Origin of the sequence: Jhaorihella thermophila (genome assembly GCF_900108275.1) — a bacterium.
Classification (GTDB): domain Bacteria; phylum Pseudomonadota; class Alphaproteobacteria; order Rhodobacterales; family Rhodobacteraceae; genus Jhaorihella; species Jhaorihella thermophila.
On the sequence record NZ_FNVD01000010.1, the window covers coordinates 40,253 to 64,260 of the forward strand.

Genomic DNA, 24,008 nt, shown 5'->3' on the forward strand with positions numbered 1-24,008 from the left:
CGGATGCCGTCTGCGCGCCTTAACGAAAGTCAAGGAAACGCGGGCGCCAGGATGCAAGGACTGCGCTTGCCTCACCAGCTCAACGGAGTTCCCGTTATGAAACCAATCACAGCCATTCGCAGAGCACTGCTTTTGACGAGCACGGCCCTGGCCATCGGCGCGGTCGTCCCCGCGATGGCGCAGGACAAACCCAAGGACCACGGCGACACACCCGCCGCGGCCTATGAACCCAGCATGAGCACACTGGGCCAGTTGAAGATCGAGATCCCCGGCCGCAAGCCGGACGATCCGGTGATGACGCAGGAGGAATACGACACCGCGAACAAGATCTACTTTGAACGCTGCGCGGGCTGCCACGGCGTTCTGCGCAAGGGTGCGACCGGCAAGCCGCTGACACCAGACATCACCCGCGAGAACGGGTATGAGTACCTGCGCGACTTCATCACCTATGGCTCGCCCGCCGGCATGCCGAACTGGGGCACCTCGGGCGAATTGACCGAGGAAGAAGTCGATATCATGGCGCGCTACATCCTGCTGGATCCCGCGCAGCCGCCGGAATTCGGCATGGCCGAGATGCGCGAGAGCTGGAAGCTGATCGTGCCGCCCGAGGACCGGCCGACCAAGAAGATGAACGACATCGACATCGACAACCTCTTCTCGGTCACGCTGCGCGACAGCGGCCAGGTGGCGCTGATCGACGGGTCGTCCTATGAAATCAAGGCCATCATCGACACCGGCTATGCGGTGCATATCAGCCGCCTGTCGAAATCGGGCCGCTATCTGTTCACCGTGGGCCGCGACGGGCTGGTGAACATGATCGACCTGTGGATGGAAACCCCCGCCACGGTCGCTCAGATCAAGATCGGCACCGAGGCGCGGTCGATCGAGACCTCGAAGATGGACGGCTGGGACGACAGGTATGCGGTCGCGGGCTCCTACTGGCCACCGCAATACGTGATCATGGACGGCGACACGCTGGAGCCGCTCAAGATCAAGTCCACCCGCGGCATGATCTACGACGAACAGTCCTATCACCCCGAACCGCGGGTCGCCTCGATCGTGGCGTCGCACTATCGGCCGGAATTCATCATCAACGTCAAGGAAACCGGCAAGATCCTTCTGGTGGACTATTCGGACATCAAGAACCTGAAGGTCACCGAGATCGAGGCCGAGCGTTTCCTGCATGACGGCGGGTTCGACAGCACCAAGCGGTATTTCCTGGTCGCTGCCAACGCCCGCGGCAAGGTCGCGGTGGTGGACACCAAGGAAGGCAAGCTGACCGCGTTGATCGAAACCGGCGGGCAGACGCCGCACCCGGGCCGGGGCGCCAACATTGTGCACCCCAAATACGGCCCCGTCTGGGCGACCTCGCACCTGGGCGACGAAACCGTGGCGCTGATCGGCACCGACCCCGAAGGGCATCCCGATCACGCCTGGAAGGTGGTGCAGACGCTCTATGCGCTGGGCGGCGGGTCGCTGTTCGTGAAGTCGCACCCCGAATCCAACCATCTCTATGTCGATGCGCCGCTGAACCCGGACGCAGAAATTTCGGGCTCGGTTGCGGTGTTCAAGATCGACGAGCTGAACCAGGAAGAACCGGAATTCGTGACGCTGCCGATCGTCGAATGGTCCGGCATCACCGAAGGCCAGCCGCGCGTGGTGCAAGGCGAGTTCAACAAGGCCGGCAACGAGATCTGGTTCTCGGTCTGGAACGGCAAGGATCTGCCCAGCGCGATCGTCGTGGTGGACGACAAGACGCTTAAGCTGAAGGCGGTGATCAAGGACGAGCGCCTGATTACCCCGACCGGCAAGTTCAACGTCTACAACACCCGGAACGACGTCTACTGATGTCCTCTCGGCGGGCCGGCACGACCCGGCCCGCCCTTTCCCCCGGACTTCACCCAGAGGAACCAGCCATGACCAAGCCGGGCAAAGTCTTTCTGATCGGCGCCGGACCGGGCGCCCCCGAACTTCTGACCCTTCGTGCGGTGCGAATGCTGCAAACGGCCGACGTTGTGGTGCATGACCGGCTGGTATCCGACGAAATTCTCGCCCTGTCGCCGGATCGCGCACGCATGATTTCGGTGGGCAAGGCGCCGACCTTTCACCCCGTCCCACAGGAGCGGATCAACGAAATCCTGCTGGAAGAGGCGCGCGCCGGGCATGTCGTGGCGCGGCTCAAGGGTGGTGATCCACTTATATTCGGCCGCGGCTCGGAAGAGGCCGCCCATCTGATGGCGAACGGCATCGCCGTCGAATACGCCCCCGGCATCACCGCGGCCCAGGGGGCGGCCTGCGCCACCGGCGTGCCGCTCACGCATCGCGGACTGGCGACGGGGGTGCAATATGTGACCGGCCACCGCCAGGCAGGGCGCGGGCTCGATCTGGACTGGAAGCGGCTCGCCGATCCCGACATGACGCTGGTGGTCTACATGGGCGTGGCCAATATCGGCCAGATCGCGATGGGGCTGATGACCGAGGGGCTGCCGGAAAGCACCCCCGTTCTGGCGGTCGCCCGGGCCACCACCCCCCAGGAACGCCGGCTGGTGTCGCGGCTCGACCGCATCGCCGCCGACATCCGGCAGGCCGAAATGGCCGCGCCCGTGCTGTTCATCATCGGCCAGGTCGTGTCGCTTTATGCCGACATGCCCACGGCGGCGGTCGCCGCCGATCTGGCCGCGGCGCCCAGGGTGGCCGCCCATGCGTAGCCTGCTGGCATGGCTGTTCATGGCCGGCGCCGCGCTGGCCGGGGGCGACCGCGCACCCGAGGAGCTCGAGCGGCTGGTGGTGCAGGATTGCGGCTCCTGCCACGGCCTGACGCTGAAGGGCGGACTGGGGCCAGACATTCGCCCGCAGTCGCTCGCGCATTACGATGCCGAGGTGCTGCGCGAGGTGATCCTTGACGGCATCCCCGAGACCGCGATGCCGCCCTGGCGGCCGCTGCTGACCGAAATGGAGGCCGACTGGATCGCAAACTACCTGCTGAAGGGAGAGCGCCCATGACCCTGACCTCTCGCCGCCGATTCCTGACCCTGACGGCCGGGGCTGCCGCGCTGCCCGCCGCCGCCAATGCAACCCGCGCCGAAACGACCGGCCCGCGCATCCGCGCCACCGGCGATCTGGGGCTGGTGGTGGAGCGCGCCACCGGCTCGTTGCTGCTGATCGACCAGTCCGACCGCGCCGCACTGGCCCGGATCGAAGGCCTGGGCGATCTCAGCCATGCCTCGATGGTCTATTCGCCAGACGAACGCTTTGCCTATGTCTTTGGCCGCGACGGCGGGCTGACCAAGGTGGATATCGTCGAACGGACCATCGCCGCGCGTGTGGTGCAGGGCGGCAATTCGATCGGTGGGGCGATCTCGGACGACGGTCGGCTGGTCGCGGTGTCGAATTACGAACCCGGCGGCGTGCGGGTCTTCGACGCCGACACGCTGGAGATGATCGCCGACATCCCCACCGGGGCCAAGACCATCGGGCTGGTGGACGCGCCGGGGCGGCGGTTCGTCTTCACCACCTGGGACACGGGCGAAACATGGATTGCGGATTTCTCGGGGCCGGACCCGCGCATTCGCAAGATCACCGGCATCGGCAAGAACCCCTATGACGGGCTCATCACCGCCAACGGCCGCACCTACATCACCGGATTGTTCGGCGAGGATGGTCTGACCGCGCTGGACCTGTGGCAGGACGACCCGAAACCCGTCCGCGTGCTGCCCCATTACGGGCGCGGCGAACGGAGAATGCCGGTCTACAAGATGCCGCATCTCGAAGGCTGGGCGCTGACCGGCGACGAATTCGTGCTGCCCGCCGTGGGCCATCACGAGGTTCTGTGGATGGATGCCCGCAGTTTCCGCGAGACCGGGTGCACGCCGACCCATGGCCAGCCGGTCTTTGCCATGGCGCGGCCCGACGGGCGGCAGGTCTGGGTCAACTTCGCCCATCCGCTGAACGACACGGTGCAGGTGATCGACACGGTGACGAAGGAGGTGATCCACCAGTTCACCCCCGGCCCGGCGGTGCTGCACATGGAATTCACCCCGCGCGGGCACGAGGTCTGGATCAGCGTGCGCGATGCCGGAAAGGTCATGATCTACGACACCCGCACCTTCGAGAAACGGGCGGAAATCGACGCGCAGAGCCCGTCGGGCATCTTCTTCACCGCGCGCGCCCACAGGACGGGACTTTGACCGATGAAGATCGTCGCAGACCCCATCGACCGCAGGCTTCTGGACGACTGGCAGCGTGATTTGCCGGTCTGCGAACGCCCCTTTGCGGTGATCGCGCAGGAACTGGGCATCCCCGAAGCCGAGGTGATCGACCGGCTGGCGCGGATGAAACAGGCGGGACGGGTGACGCGGGTGGGTGCGACCTGCGCGCCCAACACCGTTTCCGCCAGCACGCTGGCCGCCGTGTCCGCGCCGGAAAAACGGATCGACGCGGTGGCGCGGATCATCAGCGCGCAGGACGGGGTCAACCACAGCTACCAGCGCGAGGACGACTGGAACATATGGTTCGTCGCCACCGGCCCCGACCGCGATCATGTCGATGCCACGCTGGCCTCGATCCGGGTGCTGACGGGGCTGGAGGTGCTGGATCTGCCGCTGGTGCGTCCGTTCAACGTGGATCTGGGCTTTCGCATGTCCGGCGGCCCCGGCAAACCGCCCGCGCCGCGCCCGGTAGACGTGTCGGTGATGCGCCCGGGCGACCGGCAGATCCTGCAGCAGCTGACCCGCGGTCTGGCCATCCGTCCCCGTCCCTTCGCCGCGCTGGGCGACCGGCTTGCCCGTTTCGAAACCGAGGTGATGGAGCGGACCGAGGTTCTGCTGGGCGCGGGCATCATCACCCGGCTGGGGGTGATCGTCCGCCACCGCGCCCTGGGCTGGAGCGCCAACGCCATGGTCGCCTGGGATCTGACGCCGGATGAGGTGGACGAAGCCGGCCCGGCGCTGGCGGCGCTTCCGGGCGTAACACTGTGCTATGAACGCGCGCCGGTGGCCGGCGTCTGGCCCTACCGGCTGTTCAACATGATCCACGCCCGCTCCCGGAACGAGGCCCGCGAGGTGCTCGACCGCGCCCGCGCCCTGCCGGTTCTGCGCGAGGCGCCGCACAAGGTGCTGTTCTCGACCCGCTGCTTCAAGCAGACCGGCGCGCTGATCTCGGTGAAACCGGAGGCGGCGGCATGAGCGGGCTGGACGATCTGGACCGGGCGATTCTGAACGCGGCGCAGGAGGATCTGCCGCTGACCCACCGCCCCTTTGCCGCGCTGGCCGGGCGGCTGGGCATCGGCGAGGCAGAGGTGCTGGCGCGGCTGCACCGGATGAAGCAGGCCGGGATCATCACACGGTTCGGGCCGTTCTTCGACGCCGCCGCGATGGGCGGCGCGTTCTGCCTGTGCGCGATGGCGGTTCCGCGGGCCGATTTCGAAACCGTCCTGACCAAAGTCAATGCGATGCCCGAAGTCGCGCACAATTATGAACGGGCGCATCGGCTGAACATGTGGTTCGTTCTGGCGACCGAAACGCCCGAGGGGATCGAAGCCGCAGCCGAGGCGATCGAGCGGGAAACCGGGCTGACGGTCCATCGTTTCCCGAAACTGCAAGAGTTCTACATTGGCTTTCGGGTCGCCGCATGAAACTGGACCGGACAGATCGGGACATCGTCGCCGCCCTTCAGGGCGGGCTGCCGCTGGTGGCCGCGCCCTACGCGCAGGTGGCAGCCGAACTGGGGATGGACGAAGCCGCCCTGATCGACCGCCTAAAGGCGATGAAGGCGCGCGGGATCATTCGCCGCATCGCCGCCGCGCCGAACCATTACCGGCTGGGGATGGTGGCCAACGGCATGACCGTCTGGGACGTGGATGACGCGCAGGTGGCGGAACTGGGGGCCCTGGTGGGCGCCCTGCCCTTTGTCACCCATTGCTATGAACGCCCCCGCGCGCTGCCCGACTGGCCCTACAACCTGTTTGCCATGGTGCACGGGAGCAACCGCGACGAGGTCGAGGAGAAACGCGCGCGGATTGCCGACCTGCTTGGCGGGGCCTGCCGCGCCCATGACATCCTCTATTCCACGCGGATTTTGAAAAAGACGGGGCTGCGGCTCCGCCGGAAAGGCTGATACCATGTTCCGCCTGACGGACTACATGCAGCAACTGGCCACCCCGACCCCGGTGCGCCGCCGGGGCGACGGACCGATCAAGCCGGTGGTGATCTGGAACCTCACCCGCCGCTGCAACCTGAAATGCCGGCACTGTTACACGGTGTCGGCGGATGTCGATTTCCCCGGTGAGCTTTCGCACGAGCAAGCCATGGAGACCCTGGAGGATCTGGGCCAATTTCGCGTCCCGGCCCTGATCCTCTCGGGCGGGGAGCCGCTCGACCGGCGCGACCTGTTCCAGATCGCCGAACGGGCGCGGCAGCTGGTGCGGGTGCTGGCGCTCAGCACCAACGGCACGAAAATCCACGGAGCGGTGGCCGACCGCGTGGCCGAGGTGGGCTTTGACTATGTCGGCATCTCGATCGACGGGATCGGGCAGACCAACGACTGGTTCCGCGGCGTCGATGGCGCCTTTGCCGACGCGCTGCGCGGGGTGCGGGAATTGAAGGCGCGCGGGGTCAAGGTGGGGCTGCGGTTCACTCTGACCGAAGGCAACGCCCACAACCTGCCGGACCTGTTGGCGCTGTGCGATGACGAAGGGGTGGACAAGTTCTATCTCAGCCATCTGGTCTATGCCGGGCGCGGCGACAAGAACCGGGGCGAGGACGCCGAACGCGCCCGCACCCGCCATGCGATGGATCTGCTGCTGGAGCGCGCCTGGGAGGCGGTCTCCGGTGGGCGGCGGCTGGATATCGTGACCGGCAACAACGATGCCGATGCGGGCTATTTCCTGCAATGGGCTGAGGCGCGGTTCGCGTCCGACATCATCGCCAATCTGCGCGCGCATCTGGCGGCCTGGGGCGGCAACTCCTCGGGGCTCGGGGTGGCCAATATCGACTTTCTGGGCCGGGTCCATCCCGACACCTACTGGTCGGATTACACCGTGGGCAACGTCAAGACGCGCCCGTTTTCCGAGCTCTGGACCGGAGACGACCCGATGCTGGCGCTTCTGCGCACCCGGCCCCGGCCGCTCAAGGGGCGCTGCGGGGCCTGCCGGCTGCGCGAGATCTGCGGGGGCAACACGCGGATCCGGGCGCTGCAGCTGACCGGCGATCCCTGGGCCGAGGATCCGGCCTGCTATCTGACCAATGAAGAGATCGGCGCGGAGGCGGCCGAGCGGCTGGAAATCGCGCCGTTCCGGGGGAAGCGACATGATCCGGTTCACCGGTTTTTCTGACACCGAAACGGAGGCGCGGGCCGAGAGTGCGGGGGCCTCCGGCGGGAGTATTTGGAGCAAGATGAAGAGTTGGGGCCGTGCCCTGGGGATGGGGTCCGTCCTGGTGCTGGCGATGGGGAGCAGTGCCGGGGCGGATCCCGCCGGGGACTATGCCGAGCATTGCGCCGCCTGCCACGGGGCGAACCGGTTGGGCGCGCAGGGGCCGGCGTTGATCCCGGAGACCCTGAAGCGAATGCGCGGCCCGAAAGTGGCGGCGGTGATCCGCGAGGGGCGGGTTTCGACGCAGATGCCGGCCTTTGGCAAGGAACTGGACGATGCGCGGATCGAGGCGCTTGCAGTATGGCTGAAGACCCCGCTGGAGCAGGTGCCCGACTGGGGCGAAGCCGAGATCATGGCCAGCCGCGAGATGGATCCGGACTATGTGCCCGCGGACGAGCCGCGCTGCGGGTGCGACCCGTTGAACCTGACGCTGGCGGTGGAGACCGCGGATCATCATGTCTCGGTGATCGATGGCGACAGCTTCGAGGTGCTGGACAGGTTCGCCACGCCCTTTGCCGTGCATGGCGGGCTGAAATACACCCCCGACGGCCACCATGTGTTCATCATGTCCCGCGACGGCTGGGTGCAGAAATACGACCTGTGGGCGCTGCACCCCGTGGGGCGGGTGCGCGCGGGGCTGAACAGCCGCAACATCGCCATGAGCCATGACGGCAAATGGCTGGCGGTGGCGAACTACCTGCCGATGACGCTGACGATCCTGTCCACCGACGACTTGAGCGTGGCCAAGGTGATGCCGATCGTGTCGAAACACGGGCTCAGCAGCCGCGTCTCGGCCGTCTATCAGGCGCCGCAGCGCAAGAGCTTCATCCTGGCGCTGAAGGACGCGCCCGAGATCTGGGAGGTGGCGACCGACCCGGATGCCGATCCGGTCTATGAAGGCTTCGTCCACAGCCGCGAGAAAGGCATGGTCGAGGCGATCCCCTCGAGCCAGGGGCTGTTCGCGCGGCGGCGGATCGAGATTTCCGAGCCGCTGGACGATTTCTTTTTCACCCAGGACTATCGCAACCTGATCGGCGCGGCCCGCGACGGCAGGCGCGGCGTGGTGGTGAACCTCAATGTCGGGCGCGAGATCGCCGAGCTGCCTCTGGACGGCATGCCGCATCTGGGCTCGGGCATCAGCTGGGAACGCAACGGTCGGCGGGTGATGGCGACCCCGCATCTGAAAGAGGGCAAGATTTCGGTTATAGACACCGAAACCTGGGAGCGGATCGCGACGATCCCGACCCAGGGCCCCGGCTTTTTCCTGCGCAGCCACGAAAATTCGAAATATTTCTGGTCGGGCGTGTTCTTTGGGCCACATAAGGATCTCATGAACGTGATCGACAAGGATACGCTGGAGATCGTTCGGACCCTGCGCCCGGTGCCGGGGGCGACGGTGGCGCATGCGGAGTTCGACCGCGACGGGTCGCATGTCTTCGTGTCGGTCTGGGAAGACGATGGCGCGGTCATCGTCTATGACGCGAACACTCTGGAAGAGGTCAAACGGCTGCCGATGCGCAAGCCTTCGGGAAAATACAATGTCTGGAACAAGATCACCTTCTCCGAAGGCACAAGTCACTGAGGCGCTGATCGTGGCGCATGGGCAGCCCTCGGCGCCGGAGAAGCCCGAGGCGGCGCTGGCCGGGCTGGCGGCGCGGGTGGCGGAACATCTGCCCGGCTGGCGGGTGCGTTCGGCCACCATGGCCAGCGGCGACCGTCTCGAGCGTGAAGCGGCGGCGATGGCCGGCGGCGGCCTGGTATATCCGTTCTTCATGGCGGCGGGGTGGTTCGCGTCCAGGGTGCTGCCCCGGCGGATCGGGCGGACGGATCTTTGCGTGGCGGTCCCGTTCGGGCTTGATCCCGGCCTGCCCGGCCTGACGGCCACTATCCTCTCGGAAATCGGTTCGGGGCGGATCGGTCACGTCCTGCTCGCCGCGCACGGATCGGCGCGCGGCACCGCGGCGGGCAAGGCCGCGGCGGATTTCGCCGGGCGGCTGGGCGGGGAACTGCCGGACATCCCCCTCTCGACCGGCTTTGTCGAGCAGGCCCCCGGAATCACCGAAGCAGCGGCGGGGCTGGGCGAGGACGCGGTCTGCCTGCCGTTCTTTGCCATGCCCGGCGCGCATTGCCGCGAGGACGTGCCCGAGGCGCTGACAAGGGCGGGGTTCAGGGGCAGGCTGCTGCCGGTGCTGGGGGCCGACCGGCGCGTGCCGGCGCTTGTCGCGGACGCGCTGAAACGCGCGGCAACCGGGGCCGCGGCCGCATGACCGGCGCGAGGGACAACTGGCCGGTCTGGAAACTGGCCCTGCTGCTTTATCCCTTCGTCGTGCTGACGGTGGCGATCAACCTGTTCTTCGCCGGACTGATCGCCAGTTTCGCCGGGTGGCCGGACTGGATATTCACGCCAGCCGAGGCGCTGGCCTGGAGCGTGCCTTTGGGCGTTCCCGCGACCTGGGCAGCGGGGCGCTGGGTGCGGCACCTGATGGACGAGGCCGACCGCTGAGAACGGCACCCGTTACGCGCCGACAAGACGGCGCCAGATCCCCACCGGATCGGGCCGGTCCCCATCGCGCAAAAGCGCCACGAGCAGTGCCCCGCGCGAGCGCGCCAGGATCAACTCCCGGCCATCTCCGCCGCCTGCGTAATGAATCATCCCGTCCGGGCCGGTTTCGGCCAAGGCCTGGTCCAGCCGCGCGGTCAGGGTGGCCGGATCCGCGTCCGGCACCTGCGCCAGCCATGCCGCATCGCCGCCTTCCGTCACGGCCCCGTCGGGCCCGGTGACACGCCATGCCGCCACATGCGGCCCGAGCGCCCGGACATAGCGGCTCAAACCCTCGGCGCCGGTCATTTGGTCACCCAGCACCGCCGCAACGGCTGCCGTGGAACAGCGCAGCCCGACTTCGCCCGGGGGCTCATCCTCGCGGGCGGTGCGCAGGCCGGCTTGGGCGCGCCCGCCCAGAGCCGCGCGGAGACCGCTGGCCAAAGCGACGGCGAAGTCGTCAACTTCGTCGAAATCCGCCCCTGTCACCACCCGCTGCCCGGTTCGCAGCGACAGTATGCGCCGCCCCGCCACGGAAACCCGCGCCAGTTCCGCGCCGCCATCGTCCTCGACGATCAGAACGCGCGGCATCACCGTCTCGGCGATCTCGGCCAGCAGAGCGTCGATCAGCCGACCGCCTGCATCGGCGCTCAGACGCCGGGCGCCGCCGGGCGTGAGCGGCACGGCATCGCCCAGACGGGCAATCTTTTTCCGCAGCCTGTCCTTGTCATCCATCGCGGGCATTCCTGCCGAAACCGGCGCGGTCTGCATGGCTCACCGCCGGGCCGCGAGATCCGCAAGACCCCGGCGCGCGCGCCGCACCAGTTCCGATATGTCCACATTCGGCCCGCACACGCAACACAACACGTCGTCGGCGTCCGCGGCGGACCGGACAAAGACCTCGGTGCAGGAACCGGCCACCACGGACGCCACATCCGCGCCGGGCAGCGATGGTCGGGCCAGAAGATCGGCCGCCCGGATGCTCAGCCGGTCCAGCCGCTCCTGCGGTGGCTTGTCCGAACAGGCCGCGCACAAGACCAGCCGCGTCGAAAGATCGGCCAGTGCGACCACGGAACATCCCTCGGTCGTCCGCCGAATTTCCTCGAGCCGTTCGGTTACGCCCAATGGTTCCCCCGTCCGAATTTGCACCCGTCGCGGAACGCGCGCAGGCGGTTACAGGCTGACAGCGCGCCCCTGGACAGGCAAGCCCGTATCATACCGCCCGCGGGGCGGCCAAGGGCCGCGCACCCTGCCCGAGCGGCCTGATCCGCCGGGGTGCGACATGGGCCGGCGTCTCGGGGCCAGCATCCGTTCCGGCCGGCACATCGGTCGCGTGCACCATGCGGGCCGAACGGATTTTCCGGGTGAACCGTTCGCCCGCAGTCCCGTAGGTGCCCGCGCCGGGGGATTCGGGATCCATCAGCAGATCGACGAGACGCGCGACAAAGGCCTCCGCGCCGCTGGTGTCCCACCGGGTTCGGTCATCCCCGGCCTTGAGCGCCTCGGTCAGGGAGATCGGGAAAAAGTCGGCAAACAGCCCCCGCGTTTCCCGGCGCAGACGGGCCAGCACCCGGTCCCGGTCCTGCGGCGACACGATCTTGTCAAAGCGCGTCACCAGAAGCAGGCTTTTCTGCCGCAGCTCTTCGGGCACCGTTTCCCAGACTGCGGCCTCGCTCTGGCGCCAGGCCTGCGTGGCATGGGTGCACCACACGACATGGTCGGCCTCGCTCAACACGCGTTCCCAGACTTCGGGCGCCATGTTGGGGTCGGAAATTCCGGGCATGTCGATCAGGTCGCAAAGGTGCAGGATCTCCTCTTCCATCGTCAGGCGGATCAGACGGGTGTCATCGAGCGATACCGATTCCAGGTCGCCCGCGTCGATGGGCCAGAAATTGCCGTTCAGATCCTCGCGCATGGCGTCGGGTTGGCCGCGCGAAATCCAGACCGGCGGCAGACGTGTCGCCGTGACGCGGACAGGAAGCGGCGTGCCGCTCAGAAGCAGGTTGGTCAGAGTGCTCTTGCCCGCGCTGAATTCGCCCATCAGGGCCACGCGGGGCAACCGCTTCGGTGCCGTCGGGCTGTGCCTGGTGTCCTCGGTATCGGTCATGCGCGGGATCCTTCCGTTCTCGTTCTTCATGCGGCGCAGCGCGTCAGGGTCGCCAACGTGTTCTTCAGCATCCGGCGGCGCGTCGCCCCGTCGTCGTCGCCCGGGATCACGCCGGCCGTGTTGCCCGCTTCGCAGCCTTCCATGATCCCGATCAGGATCGCGCGCTGTTCGTCCAGAAACTCGTCCAGAACCCCCGTGGCCGTCCGGCAGAGCTCTTCGGCCTGAGCCTCCTTCAACTCGGCCACCATCGGCGCGGTTTCGGCGCGGATCAGGTCGTGAAAGTTTTGCGCCAGCGCCTTGTAGCCGCGCCAGCGCCGCCACCAGCTGCTCCACCACCGCCCCTTGACGTCGAGCACGATCGTCTGCCCCAGAAAGACCGGCGGGGGCACGCGGGGCGCCGCGGGCAGATGCGGGGCAAAGTCCTCGGGCGCGGCGCCGAACGCACGGGCGTAGAGGTCGCCCAGATCGCGCGCGGCCGCCTCCATCACCCGCTGGAGCGCCTGCTGCGTGGCCGTGCCAAAGACGGTGTAGGCCGACCGCAACAACATCCGCAGCCCCGTCGGGCTGTATTCCCAGACCACGCCATCGCCGTTTCTCTCCAGATGCGAGAGAAGCGACTCGGTGGCCCTTTCGACAAAGCTTTCATGGGCGCGGTCGATCCGCTTGCGGTAGCTTTCCACCAGTTCCTCGAGCGCCACATCGAGCGACCGGAACTGCCGGGTGGCCAGCGCGACGATCTCGTCCTCGAGCGCGCTGCGGTCAATTCGGGCGGAAACAGGCCGGGGATCACCCGGACCGCTGGCGCTCTTGGTCAGGCCGTTGGCAAAGTTCAGGGCGCTGCGCGAAACCTTGTCCACCAGATCCCGCCCGGCGCCCTCGGCGATCCGGTACGACAGCGTGGCGAACAGGTCGGGCACCCCCGACAGCCGCCAGACGGTTTCAGCCGGCGTCCCGCTGCGCCGGGCTTCGGGCGGGCGCCCCTTGGCCCAGTTCAGCAGGGCCTGCGCGGAATCGGCCGGCAGTTCGGACAATGCGCCGCGCAGCGCGTGGACACCCCAAAGCGCGCTGCCAAAGATGATTTCGATCTCCGCCGGCGCGTGCTGGTCCTTCAGCGTCTGGCGGATGCTCTGTTCGATTTCGGGCACCTGCGCGGAAGGGTCGGACAATTCGTCGATGCGGTTGACGAAAATCACCACCTCGCGCGCCCGCACGTTCGAGATCAGCCGGATCAGCGCCATGTCCACCGAGGTCAGCGCCTGATGCGCCGACAGCACGACCACGCAGATGCGGCTGTCGCGGATCGCGCGCACGGTGATCTGTTCGCGCATCATGAAGGTGTCGTTGACGCCCGGCGTGTCCCGCAGACAGATCGGCAGGGGCAGACCATCCTGCCGCAGGTAGAGATCGGCCGATCGGGTGATGTCGGCAAATCGCCCCTGCCCCGAGGCCAGCACGCTGCCCGCTTTGGCATCGACGGCATCCCCAAGACAGATATAGCGCTCGATCAGTTCGCGGTCGTAACCTTCATATTCGTGCGTTTGCCCCAGCAGGAGTTCGAATTTCCGCCCCAGCCGATCCCGGCTCTTGCGGCGCATGGCCTCGACCTGATCGCGGATCCGGTCCAGTTCCTCATGCGCGCCGGCGCGGCTGGCCAGTTCGCCTATCCTTCCGCCCTTGCTGAGCAGCCGGTCCCATTCATCCGCCTCGAAGAATTGAAACCGCGCGCCGCGGCCAAGTTCGGCCCCTTCGGGCGACAGATGCAGCGAGGTCACGACCGAGGTCCAGGGGTTCACGTCCGCAGGCAGCAGATCGGGCACGCCAGCCATCGCGTTCACCAGCGTCGTCTTGCCGGATTTGACCTGCCCGATCAGGGTGATGGCTGGTTCGAACGCTCGCAGCGTTTCCTGCAAGCGGGCGATCTTTATCCCCGATGTTTCATCCGCGATTTCAGCCAATTGCGACAGTGCCGCTCGCAGATCCCCCACTCGCTGGGCCAGCGAGGCGAGCGGCGCGGCCCCGATCCCGCCCGGATACGCAAGCGCGCCGGGTGTCTGCACCTGGATGTTTCCTGCTTCAGCGTTCATGTCAAACCCGGATGCCAAAAAATGCCGCAATCTGCCTGGGAACCCCGGCGCCCGCGGCAGTTTCGGCCAAGCTGAGCCGCGAGTCCCTGCCCCGAGAGTCTCGTTCGATTGTGGTGATTTTGCGGCTCGAATCCGGCAAATCCCGTTTGTTCACGGCCGGCGCGGGCCGGTTGCTTCGGCCAGTTCCTTGCGAACCTGCAACACCAGGTCAACGGCATCCTCTGCTGCGTCGTCGGTCCGTTCCAGATTCAACAGCACCAGCGTGTCGAGCCCCTCGGACGCCCCCGCCAGTGGCCAGACGGATGCCGGATCGCCTCCGCCCGACCCGGCCAGCATCTCGCACAGGCTTTCCATGGTCGAAAGACAATGATCCAGAACCGCGCCGGGCGAATCCCCTCCCTCGACAGCAACGATCCGCGTCAGTTCTCTGGCCCGCTCGGCCAGCATCGACACGGCGGCGGCGATGGGATCTTCGGCGCCGTCGCCGTCCGCCGCGGTTTCCGCATCGGCATTGGCCGCCGATTGCGCGGCAGGAGCCGGATCCTCGACGGACAAACCGCAGCGGGTCATGAAAGCCAGTGCCCGGTCCGCATCCGCCATCCGCCCCAGCGCCACCTGCCGCGCCACCGCGCGGGCCAGCGACTGCCCTCCGCTCGCCTGCCAAAGCTCCGGCTTGCCCGCCCCGTCGCCGCTGGGTCGCGCCGACATCGCCTGCAGCGTCGCTACCGGAAATAGGCTGTGGAACTCCTCGGCCACGACGGGCTCCAGCGCGGCGATCCGGTCAACCAGCGCCTCTTGCATCAACAGCCGGTCGGCCTTGGTCAGGACAAGAAAGGCATGGTCCTTGATCCGGTCCGGCAAACCGCGCCACAGATCCAGTTCCGTTGCGTCGAAGACTTGCGTGCACCACAGGACGATATCCGCCTGCTGCGCGATCAGATCCATCGCCGAGGCCCGGTCCGCTGGGGCGCCGGTGACGCGCAACTCGGTCAGGCTCATGTGTTCCAGCGGCCGGGCCGGCAGTTCCACCCGCACCAGGGCCACATCAGGCGCAAGATCTTCGGTCAGCGCGTTGCCGGGTCGTTCGGACTGACGTCCGTCGCGATCCACGACGATACTGCGCCGCACCTGTCCATAGGCGATTTCGACGACCGGCAGGCCAGAGCGTTCGGGGATCACCGGCTCGCCCACCAGCATGTTCACAAGGCTGGACTTTCCGCTGCCCGCCCCCCCGGCGACAATCACCGCCACCGGCCGGTTGAGCCGGGTCAGCAACTGCACTGCCTGTTCGCCGGCCGTTTCGGGCAGCGCCCCCCGGTCCAGCGCCGACAGCAGGCTGTCACGGATCGCGCCAACTTCTGCGGCCCGGTTCATATCTCCTGCCCCCGCGCGTTTCCGATCCTGCACATCATCGCAACCCCCGATTTCGACCGCGATGCCATGACGGTCATCCGGCCGCGCCGTCCCGAGGCATGGGCCATGTCATGCGCGGGCTGCGCGACAGGTTCGGGCGCGACGGGCTGCTGGCTCTCGCTGCCTTGGTCAAAGGGCAAGCGGATCACGGCCAGGGCCACATTGTCCTGGTCGGGATCCGCCAGCTCTTCGATCGCATTCATCAACGCGGCGGCGATGCTCGCGCTGGTTTCGTCGCGCATCAGGTTCAAAAGGGCAGCAATGTCGCTTTCGTCAAGAAACTGGAGCCCGTCGCTCGATGCGATCACGATATCGCCCGGCTCCAGGATCACCGGTCGCTCCGGGCAGTCCAGCCGCGGGATCTCTAGCCCGATCAGCACCGAGGTCAGGCAGTTCCGGTCCGGGTGGTTTCGTCCGCGATCCTCGGTCATGCGCCCGCTGCGCACCATGTGGTCGATCTGCGGCGCCAGCGAATGATCCTCGTTCAACTGGCGCAACTTGCCGTCGCGGAAGAGATAGAGCGGCGAATCCCCGACCGAGATCCAGTGCAGCCGGTTGCCCAGCAGCACCGGAGCCAGCAGCGTCGCGCCCATCCCGCGCGTGCCGGGATCGGCGTTCGCATGCGCCATAACGCAGGCATTCGCGGCCCGCGCGGCCTGCCGAAGGATCGGGTTTATGTCGCGGGCAAATCGCGCAAGGTCGTTGCTTTGCAGCTTGAGTTCGCTGAACACCTCGGTCACGACGATCCGGCTGGCGATATCGCCCGCCGCATGTCCACCCATGCCGTCGGCCAGCACCACGAAACCGTAGCCCGCCCCTTGCGGAAAGTCCGCGACGATCGCGTCCTCCTGACAGTCGCGGCCGCCGATGCTGACCGCCGACGCGACGTCATATGTGATTTCAGCCGAAGATGGCTGTTTCGACATCATCATCGCGGCAATTGCCCCAGTCGAACTCTTCCCCACACAAAGCCACGAACCGCAGCTTCGTTTCACCGATCTCGATCACGCTGCCCGAAGGCAGTTCCTCAGTGCTGAGCACCGGCTTGCCATTCAGTCGCACCAGGTTCGCCTTGCCGCCATGGCCCAGGTAGAACCTCTGTTGCCGCGGATCATAGGCCACCGCGGCATGGTTGCTGCGCGAGATGCTGATATCCCCGAAATCGAGCCGCACCGCCTGATCCTCGCCCCGGCCGATCTGCGATACGCCGGCGAAGAGCGTAAAGGCGTTGCCCCGCCCCGGCCCCGCGACGACCACCATCCAGCCGACCGGAAAAATGCTCTGCCCCGTCCTCTGGGATGACCGGTCCACGGCCTCGATCGGGTCAGGCACGACATCGCCCGCACCAAAGCCCAACAGCCGCGTCTTGACCCGTCCGGCGCGACGCGCGGCGCGCCCTGCGGCGGGCGCCGGCATGTCGGCGAGCGGAACTGCCGCCTGCGCCCCGGCCTGTGGCTGCGCAAGGGGCCGGGTCTGGGACCGGGTCCGGGCGGACTGAACCGAGAGATCTTCGGACAATCGGGTGCGCGGCCGGCCGCTGATCGGCCGGGCGGACTCGTCCTTGTGAAAGGGCGAAGGTGCACCCGGAGGGGGCGGATCGCCGGCCGCCCGATCGAGCCGGGCAAAGGGGTCGGGCTTTTCGCCCCATTGCGCGTCCGTCTCATCCTGGACGACCAGCGGATCCGCCGGGCGCGCGGGCCGGGGCGCATCGGGTTCCGTCCTCTCCGAGCAGTCCCTGTCGTGAAGGCCATCGCGCGTGTCCAGAGCCAGGGCGGCCTCCTCTGGCGATGCATCATCCGAATCCGTGTCCGGCGCGGCCAGCGGCGCGACCCGCGGCTCGGCCGGCACATCTGCACCGGTGTCTTCCGGGCTGAAGGGGCGCTGCGTCTCGACGGGCCAATCTTCCGACAAATGGCCGTCGGGCGAGGCGGCAGCATCGCTCTCGGTCGGCCAGTCGGGCCCGGTCGCGGCGTGCGGCCCAGAAGCCGCCTCGGCAATCCGCCCGGGAAGATTTTCCAAGGCATCGTAGAAGTGTCGCGCGGCCTCGGGCTCTGCGGCCTCGGACTCTGCGGCGCGTGAGCCGCCGGAGGCCTGTGACGAGGACCCGACCTCGGCGTGCCGGGGAAGCTGATTGCCGACCGAAAATGCCTCGAGGTCCAGAACACCTGCGGGATGGGCGTCGTCCGCCTGCGCGCCGGTGCCGTCCTGCTTTCCGGAAATGATCTCCTTGATGAATTTCATGACTGCTTCCTTTCGGCGCCTGTGACCTGTCAGTTTCTCCAGAGCCCGGCCGCGCGGCTTCCACGGCGGCCCAGGATCCCCCGCAGAAAGCCGCCGCGTTCGGCTCCGCTGTCTGCGCAAGGTTCGGCTTCGGATATCTCGTGCTCCCGGCGGTTGAGGTCGCGTTCCTGTGCCTTGAGCCAGGCGTCCACGTCGTCGATCGGATTGCCGAAGATATCCACGAAGCGCGGCCGCAAGGGCTGACGCTGCGCCGGTTCGGCGGACACGGCCTTTTGTCCGCGGGGCGACGACGCTTCTGTCTCGGGGCCGGCAGGCGCGTCGGCCTCTTCCTTGCTGACTTCCTGGATCAGTTCGGAAATCACCCGCCGGATCGAGTCGTCGCCGTCATCCCCGGCCTCACTGTCCTGTCGAATGGCGCAATCCTCGATCTCCCTCAGCCAGTCTTCGGCAGACTGGAAACGGGCATCGGGAAACAGTTCCAGCGCCCGGTCGATCGAGGCGAGAAAGCGCGGATCGTAGCCTGGGATCCGCGTCGCCAGCGGTCGGTACGGGTCGGCATTGCGGGCCGCGAAGCCGGCAACGCGCTGCTGGCTGTGCGGCGGCGCCTCACCGGTGATGACGTGATAGAACGTCGCCCCCAGTGAATACAGATCGCTGGACGGGCGCTGCGGTTCGTCGGAGAGGTAGAATTCCTGCGGCGAATAACCGTCCTTCACCGTAAGCAGGGCCGAAAGCGCGCGGTTTTCCCGCGTGGCCTGTTCGCGCGCTGCGCCAAAGTCGATGAGGGTCGGATTGTCGGTGGGCCCCAGCAGAATGTTGTCGGGGGAAATGTCGCGGTGCAGGATTCCCTGATCGTGGATGTACCGGACCGCCTCGAGCGTGCGCCGCAGGAGGGTCTGCACCAGGGCGGGAGTGAGCCGTTCGGGTGCGTCCTCGAGGATCGTCAACAGATCGTGGCCGCTGACATAGTCGAGCGCCATGTAGGCGGTTCCGCGCTCTTCGAAGACCTGATGGACGCCGACGATATCGGGGTGGCGCAGCCGGGACAGGCGGCGGGCTTCGCGGATGAAGTGGCGCAGGACGGAAGCGAACTGCCCTTCCTGCTCTTCCGATCGCGCGCGGACCTTGCCATCGACGCGACAGCAGATGGCCGAAGGAAAGCACTCCTTGATGACAACGATGCGATCCAGGCTGTCGCGAGCCAGGTAGGTGATGCCAAAGCCGCCCCGCACCAGATAGCTTTCGACCACATATTGACCATGCAGCAGCACGGTGCCCGGCGGCAGTTCCTCTTCCCGGTCGAGGGCTTCGCCGAAGGATTGGAGCATCGCGTTCATTCCCGGCTCTTCCGATAGGTTGCACCCCTGCGAAGGGGCGAATGGTCCCCGTTGGACTCCGATCATCCGCGGGAATGTGGTCAGAAAGTGTCAGGCATCGGCAAAGATGGTGGCGGCGCGGGAAACCGGCGGGGTGGCGCCGTCGTCGCAGCCTTGCGTGCAGAGGCGAAAGCGCCAAAGTAATGTCGGCGGCCTGTCATGTGCCGGATGCACGGGCCTGGGGGCGCTGCCCCCGTCCGCCCGTGCCGGGCGGACTCCCCCGGGGTATTTGTAACCAGAAAGAAGCAGGATCAGGTCAGAAGAGCCAGAAGGACACTGAGGGTCACGAAGGCGCCGGTGGTGGCCGCCAGCATGGCGATGGACGCCATGCCTTCCAGTCCCTGTTCCTGGGCGAGCACCGTGTAGATGCCGAACATCGGCATGGCGGCCGAAAGGATCACCGCCGCCTTCAAATCAGATGCAAGTGGGGCGAGTCCTACCGCCGCCAGAATTGCCATAGCGAACATGACGAAGAGGGGATGGGCGATCAGCTTGGCCGCGGCAATCTGGACAGCAAGCGCGCGATTGCCGCGCAGGGGCAGGCCGACCAGGGAGCCTCCGATCACGATCAGCGATAGGGCCGAGGCAGAGGCCGCGAGCGTCTGAAACAGTCGGGTGGCGGGCTGGGGTATGGGCAAATCCAACGCCGAGACCGCAAAGCCAAGGGCGAGGCCGATCACCATCGGACGCCTGGCGACGTTCCACAGAATCCGGCCGACGCGTCGCGGGACCGACAGGCTCGGATGCGGGCGCGACAGATCCATCAGCACCAGGCAGAGCGGGATCAGCAGGACGTTCTCGACCAGGAAGTTCAGCGCCAGAATGACCCCGGCGATGTCGGGGAAGGCCAGCAGCATCACCGGATAGCCGACAAAACCGGAATTGGGGCAAGCCGCGCCCATCACCGCGACCGCCCGGCGCGGCGGGTCCGTGCGAGTGACCGAGAACCAGAGAAAGGCGCCCGCGATCGTCAGAAGGCTTCCGAGCGCATAGACCGCCATGTATCCCGGCCGGATGACTTCGGTGATGTCGCGGGACGCGACGGCGTTGAAGAGAAGCGCAGGCAGGGCGAGGTTCAGGACATACTGTCCCAGCACCCGCATATCCGAGGCGACAAACCAGCCCTTGCGCACCACCAGATAGCCGATGCCGATCGCCGCGTAGATCGGAAAGGTGATGGACAGGATCGCGCCCAAGGCGGGGTCAACCGATCTGTCCGCGGGTCTCTCCGACCGCGCTGCCGATCTGGCCGCGATGCAGCAGAATGTGGTCGAGGATCACGCAGGCCATCATCGCCTCGCCCACCGGAACGGCACGGATGCCGACACATGGATCGTGGCGGCCCTTGGTGACGATCTCGGTGTCTTCGCCGGATGTCGTGATGGTCCTGCGGGGTCTCAGAATCGAGGACGTAGGCTTGACTGCAAAGCGCACGACAATGTCCTGACCTGTCGAAATGCCACCCAGGATACCGCCGGCGTGGTTCGAGGAATAGACCGGCCGTCCGTCATCGCCCATGCGGATCTCGTCGGCATTCTGCTCTCCGGTCAGCGCCGCGGCCGCCATGCCCTCGCCGATCTCGACCGCCTTCACCGCGTTGATGCTCATCATCGCGGCGGCAAGGTCGGTGTCGAGCTTGCCATAGACCGGGGCCCCCAGACCGGCGGGAACGCCACGCGCCACTACCTCGATCACCGCACCGACCGAGTTGCCGGACTTGCGTAGTTCATCAAGGTAGGCGGCCCACTGCTCCGCCGCCTGCGCGTCCGGCGACCAGAACGGGTTCCGGTTCACCTGCCGGGCATCAAACCGCGCCCGATCGATCCGGTACGGGCCGAGCTGAACAAGATACCCCTGGATCCGGATCTCCGGCGCCAAGGTGTTCAAAGCCGCCCGCGCAAGTCCGCCCGCCGCCACACGCGCCGCCGTTTCACGGGCCGAGGATCGACCGCCGCCGCGATAGTCGCGGATGCCGTATTTCTGCCAATAGGTGATGTCGGCGTGACCGGGGCGAAACTTGTCCTTGATATCGCCATAGTCCTTGGACCGCTGATCGGTATTCTCGATCATCAGCTGCACGGGCGTCCCCGTGGTGACGCCATCGAACACGCCCGACAGGATCTTGACGGCGTCGGGTTCACGCCGCTGGGTGGTGAACCGGTTCTGACCAGGCCTGCGGCGGTCCAGCCACTGCTGGATGAACGGCTCGTCGATCGGCACACCGGGGGGGCAACCATCCACGGTCGCGCCCAGCGCGGGTCCGTGGCTCTCGCCCCATGTGGTGACGCGGAACAGATGACCGAAGGTATTGAACGACATGCGCGGTCTCCTTTGCGCGACGTGGATACCTGCGTCACGTTTGAGCCTCAAGCACTATCGCCGCAACTATGCGCCCCCGAAGCGTTCTTCCTCTTGCCCCAAATATCCCGGGGAGCGCGAGGGGCAGAGCCCCTCGCACCGGTCGGATCGCGCCAGCGATCCGAAATCATCTCGCAACCGACGGAACCCGGAGCGGGCTCACCGGATCACTCCGGCGTCCAACCGCTCACGGCCTTGATCTCCAGAAAATCCTCGATCCCGAAGATTCCGCCCTCGCGACCGTTGCCCGACTGCTTCATGCCACCAAAGGGCGAACCCGCGGCGCGGGGCTGTCCGTTCATCTCGACCATGCCCGAACGCAGGGCACGCGCCATGCGGTTGGCACGGGCCGGATCCCGGGTCTGCACGTAATTCGTCAGACCATAGAGCGTGTCGTTGGCGATCTCGATCGCCTCTTCCTCCGTGTCGAAGGGCAGGATGCACAGGACCGGGCCAAAGATTTCCTCGCGGGCGATGGTCATCTGATTGTTGACGTCGGCAAACACGGTCGGCTTGACGTAAAATCCCTTGTTGAAGCCCTCCGGTCTGCCGGTGCCTCCGGCGACAAGGCGCGCGCCTTCGTCGATGCCGGTCTGGATCAGATCCTGAATCTTCTGCCACTGGGTCGCGTTCACTACCGGACCGATATGGCGCCCCTCTTCGTGGGCGTTGCCCACCTGAACCGACTTCGCCACCTCGGCGGCGGTCTCCACCGCCTCGTCATAGATGCTGCGCTGCACCAGCATGCGCGAGGGCGCATTGCAGGACTGACCGGTGTTGTTCATCATGTGCAGAACGCCGCGTTTCACGGCCTTTTCGTCGGCGTCCTCGAAGATCACGTTGGCGCCCTTGCCGCCAAGCTCTAGATGCACTTTCTTGAGCGTGTCCGCCGCGTTCTTGGAAATCAGCCGCCCGGCACGGGTCGAGCCGGTGAAGCTGACCATGTCCACGTCCGGGTGACCCGACAACTGCGTGCCCACGCCCGCGCCGTCGCCGTTCACGAGGTTGAACACCCCCTTGGGGAAACCGGCCTCGTGCATCATCTCGGCAAAGATCATCGCGTCCAGCGGGCTTTCCTCGGACGGTTTCAGAACCATCGTGCAGCCGGCGACCGCGGCCGCCCCCACCTTGAGCGTGATCTGGTTCATTGGCCAGTTCCACGGGGTGATCAGCGCGGCGACGCCGACGGCCTCGTAGATGATACGGTCATTCGGGGCGTGATCGCCCAGCGGACGGTCGAACTGGAACCCCTTGGCCGCCGTGATGAAATTCTTGAGATGCCAAGCGCCGGCGCCCACCTGCTGGGTGCGGGCCATGTCGATGGGCGCACCCATCTCGGCAGACATCGCCTGGGCCAGATCTTCGCCGCGAGTCTTGTAGATTTCCAGCAGCTTCTCGAGCAGCGCGATGCGCTCGGCCGGAGGGGTTGCCATCCACCCCGGCAGCGCGGCCTTGGCGGCGGCGACGGCGGCGTCGGTGTCCGCGTCGGAACCCAGCGAGATTACCGCGCAGGGTTCTTCGGTCGAGGGGTCGATGACGAAATGGTCGCGCGCCTGGACAGGCGCGACCCATTCGCCGTTGATATAGAATTCACGCTTCTCGATCATGCTCTGTTCTCCCGATTCCAGCGGCGCCAAGGCCGGTCGGCGGCACTCTGTCACCGCGATGTGGCGAAAACAACATCCGAAAGAAAATATGATCAAATTACCCGAGGGAATCCTAGGCAATCTTGTCGCGGGGGCTAGTGGCTGTCGAATGCGACGCTAGATTGAGAGCTGCAATGGCTCGCAATTCGATATGACAGGAGGACGACATGGGACTGCGCATTAACGACATCGTTCCGAATTTTACCGCCGAGACGGATCAGGGCACGATCACCTTCCACGACTGGATCGGCGACAGCTGGGCGATCCTTTTTTCCCACCCCAAGGACTTCACGCCGGTCTGCACCACGGAATTCGGCGCGGTGGCGCAGCTGGCCGATGAATGGGCCAAGCGCAACACCAAGGTGATCGGCGTCAGCGTGGACAGCGCCGAGGACCACCGCAAGTGGAAGGCCGACATCGAGAAATTCGCCGGAACGCAGGCGGGTTTCCCGATTATCGCCGATACCGATCTGGCCGTGTCGAAGGCCTTCGACATGCTGCCGGCCGAGGCCTATCTGCCCGACGGGCGGACCCCAGCGGACACGGCCACGGTGCGGTCGGTTTTCATCATCAGCCCCGACAAGAAGCTGCAGCTTTCGATGACCTATCCGATGTCGGTGGGTCGGAACTTCGCCGAAGTCCTGCGGGCGCTGGATGCGCTGCAGGCGACCTACAACACGCCGATCGCCACGCCGGCGAACTGGGTGCACGGGCAGGACGTGATCGTGGCGTTGACGCTCAATGACGACGAGGCCAGAGAGAAGTTCGGCGAAATCGATGCGAAGCTGCCCTATCTGCGGTTCACGAAGGATCCGGCGGCGTGAAGGCAATGGTCCTGGCCGAAAAATTCGGGTGAGGCGATTTCGGATCGGCGG

General features: G+C 66.5%; 23 protein-coding genes. 12 read left to right on the plus strand and 11 right to left on the minus strand.

Annotated features, from left to right (window positions below):
* Positions 1 to 96: 96 nt before the first annotated feature.
* The 11 genes from C4S70_RS12530 (at position 97) to C4S70_RS12580 (ending at position 9,872) form a co-directional block, all read left to right on the plus strand.
* On the plus strand, positions 97 to 1,848 hold the full coding sequence (locus tag C4S70_RS12530) for a nitrite reductase (RefSeq protein ID WP_104008453.1): 1,752 nt from the start codon (positions 97 to 99) through the stop codon (positions 1,846 to 1,848).
* Positions 1,849 to 1,916: 68 nt separating this feature from the next.
* Positions 1,917 to 2,708 carry a uroporphyrinogen-III C-methyltransferase gene (gene cobA, locus C4S70_RS12535; protein WP_104008454.1) on the plus strand — a complete coding sequence of 264 codons (792 nt, stop codon included), beginning with the start codon at positions 1,917 to 1,919 and terminating at the stop codon, positions 2,706 to 2,708.
* Positions 2,701 to 3,003 (plus strand): c-type cytochrome, encoded by a 303-nt coding sequence (locus tag C4S70_RS12540; protein ID WP_104008455.1) that lies wholly within the window; start codon positions 2,701 to 2,703, stop codon positions 3,001 to 3,003. The genes cobA and C4S70_RS12540 overlap by 8 nt, the downstream gene beginning before the upstream one ends.
* Positions 3,000 to 4,187 (plus strand): cytochrome D1 domain-containing protein, encoded by a 1,188-nt coding sequence (locus tag C4S70_RS12545; RefSeq protein WP_104008456.1) that lies wholly within the window; start codon positions 3,000 to 3,002, stop codon positions 4,185 to 4,187. Before C4S70_RS12540 ends, C4S70_RS12545 begins: the two co-directional genes overlap by 4 nt.
* Before the next feature lie 3 nt (positions 4,188 to 4,190).
* Positions 4,191 to 5,183, plus strand: coding sequence for a siroheme decarboxylase subunit beta (gene ahbB, locus C4S70_RS12550; protein ID WP_104008457.1), 993 nt, complete (start codon positions 4,191 to 4,193; stop codon positions 5,181 to 5,183).
* A complete protein-coding gene (locus C4S70_RS12555; RefSeq protein ID WP_104008458.1) occupies positions 5,180 to 5,632 on the plus strand; it encodes an Lrp/AsnC family transcriptional regulator in 453 nt (150 codons plus the stop codon). Before ahbB (C4S70_RS12550) ends, C4S70_RS12555 begins: the two co-directional genes overlap by 4 nt.
* On the plus strand, positions 5,629 to 6,114 hold the full coding sequence (gene ahbB / locus C4S70_RS12560) for a siroheme decarboxylase subunit beta (protein ID WP_104008459.1): 486 nt from the start codon (positions 5,629 to 5,631) through the stop codon (positions 6,112 to 6,114). The genes C4S70_RS12555 and ahbB (C4S70_RS12560) overlap by 4 nt, the downstream gene beginning before the upstream one ends.
* 4 nt (positions 6,115 to 6,118) lie before the next feature.
* Positions 6,119 to 7,330, plus strand: coding sequence for a heme d1 biosynthesis radical SAM protein NirJ (nirJ, locus tag C4S70_RS12565; protein ID WP_104008460.1), 1,212 nt, complete (start codon positions 6,119 to 6,121; stop codon positions 7,328 to 7,330).
* Positions 7,331 to 7,391: 61 nt separating this feature from the next.
* Positions 7,392 to 8,951, plus strand: a complete 1,560-nt coding sequence (locus C4S70_RS12570; RefSeq protein ID WP_200822761.1) for a cytochrome D1 domain-containing protein — start codon at positions 7,392 to 7,394, stop codon at positions 8,949 to 8,951.
* Entirely contained in the window at positions 8,908 to 9,636 is a 729-nt protein-coding gene (locus C4S70_RS12575; RefSeq protein ID WP_104008462.1) for a sirohydrochlorin chelatase, read from the plus strand. Before C4S70_RS12570 ends, C4S70_RS12575 begins: the two co-directional genes overlap by 44 nt.
* Positions 9,633 to 9,872, plus strand: a complete 240-nt coding sequence (locus tag C4S70_RS12580; RefSeq protein WP_104008463.1) for a hypothetical protein — start codon at positions 9,633 to 9,635, stop codon at positions 9,870 to 9,872. The genes C4S70_RS12575 and C4S70_RS12580 overlap by 4 nt, the downstream gene beginning before the upstream one ends.
* A gap of 12 nt (positions 9,873 to 9,884) precedes the next feature.
* Here C4S70_RS12580 and C4S70_RS12585 read toward each other — a convergent pair whose 3' ends face one another.
* The 11 genes from C4S70_RS12585 to C4S70_RS12635 all read right to left on the minus strand — a co-directional run bounded on the left by C4S70_RS12585 (position 9,885) and on the right by C4S70_RS12635 (position 23,094).
* Complete coding sequence (locus tag C4S70_RS12585) at positions 9,885 to 10,643, minus strand: hypothetical protein (RefSeq protein WP_146064216.1); 759 nt, start codon at positions 10,641 to 10,643, stop codon at positions 9,885 to 9,887.
* A gap of 39 nt (positions 10,644 to 10,682) precedes the next feature.
* A complete protein-coding gene (locus C4S70_RS12590; protein ID WP_104008465.1) occupies positions 10,683 to 11,033 on the minus strand; it encodes a hypothetical protein in 351 nt (116 codons plus the stop codon).
* Between the two features lie 88 nt (positions 11,034 to 11,121).
* Positions 11,122 to 12,015: a dynamin family protein gene (locus tag C4S70_RS12595; protein WP_104008526.1), complete on the minus strand. Its 894-nt coding sequence runs from the start codon at positions 12,013 to 12,015 to the stop codon at positions 11,122 to 11,124.
* Between the two features lie 26 nt (positions 12,016 to 12,041).
* A complete protein-coding gene (locus C4S70_RS12600; protein WP_235003823.1) occupies positions 12,042 to 14,072 on the minus strand; it encodes a dynamin family protein in 2,031 nt (676 codons plus the stop codon).
* 177 nt (positions 14,073 to 14,249) lie between these two features.
* Positions 14,250 to 15,473, minus strand: coding sequence for a P-loop NTPase family protein (locus tag C4S70_RS12605; protein ID WP_104008467.1), 1,224 nt, complete (start codon positions 15,471 to 15,473; stop codon positions 14,250 to 14,252).
* On the minus strand, positions 15,470 to 16,444 hold the full coding sequence (locus C4S70_RS12610) for a PP2C family protein-serine/threonine phosphatase (RefSeq protein ID WP_235003824.1): 975 nt from the start codon (positions 16,442 to 16,444) through the stop codon (positions 15,470 to 15,472). The genes C4S70_RS12605 and C4S70_RS12610 overlap by 4 nt, the downstream gene beginning before the upstream one ends.
* Positions 16,413 to 17,753, minus strand: coding sequence for an FHA domain-containing protein (locus C4S70_RS19155; RefSeq protein WP_235003825.1), 1,341 nt, complete (start codon positions 17,751 to 17,753; stop codon positions 16,413 to 16,415). Before C4S70_RS19155 ends, C4S70_RS12610 begins: the two co-directional genes overlap by 32 nt.
* 29 nt (positions 17,754 to 17,782) lie before the next feature.
* The gene (locus C4S70_RS12620; protein ID WP_235003826.1) at positions 17,783 to 19,090 is read right to left on the minus strand and encodes a serine/threonine protein kinase; all 1,308 of its coding nucleotides are present in this window, start codon (positions 19,088 to 19,090) and stop codon (positions 17,783 to 17,785) included.
* A 290-nt stretch (positions 19,091 to 19,380) separates the two neighbouring features.
* Positions 19,381 to 20,325, minus strand: a complete 945-nt coding sequence (locus tag C4S70_RS12625) for an AEC family transporter (RefSeq protein ID WP_104008468.1) — start codon at positions 20,323 to 20,325, stop codon at positions 19,381 to 19,383.
* Positions 20,326 to 20,332: 7 nt separating this feature from the next.
* Positions 20,333 to 21,448: a chorismate synthase gene (gene aroC / locus C4S70_RS12630; protein WP_104008469.1), complete on the minus strand. Its 1,116-nt coding sequence runs from the start codon at positions 21,446 to 21,448 to the stop codon at positions 20,333 to 20,335.
* Between the two features lie 206 nt (positions 21,449 to 21,654).
* Entirely contained in the window at positions 21,655 to 23,094 is a 1,440-nt protein-coding gene (locus C4S70_RS12635) for an aldehyde dehydrogenase family protein (RefSeq protein WP_104008530.1), read from the minus strand.
* 206 nt (positions 23,095 to 23,300) lie between these two features.
* On the opposite strand from C4S70_RS12635, the gene C4S70_RS12640 reads away from it, so the two are divergent.
* A complete protein-coding gene (locus C4S70_RS12640) occupies positions 23,301 to 23,957 on the plus strand; it encodes a peroxiredoxin (RefSeq protein WP_104008470.1) in 657 nt (218 codons plus the stop codon).
* Positions 23,958 to 24,008: the final 51 nt, after the last annotated feature.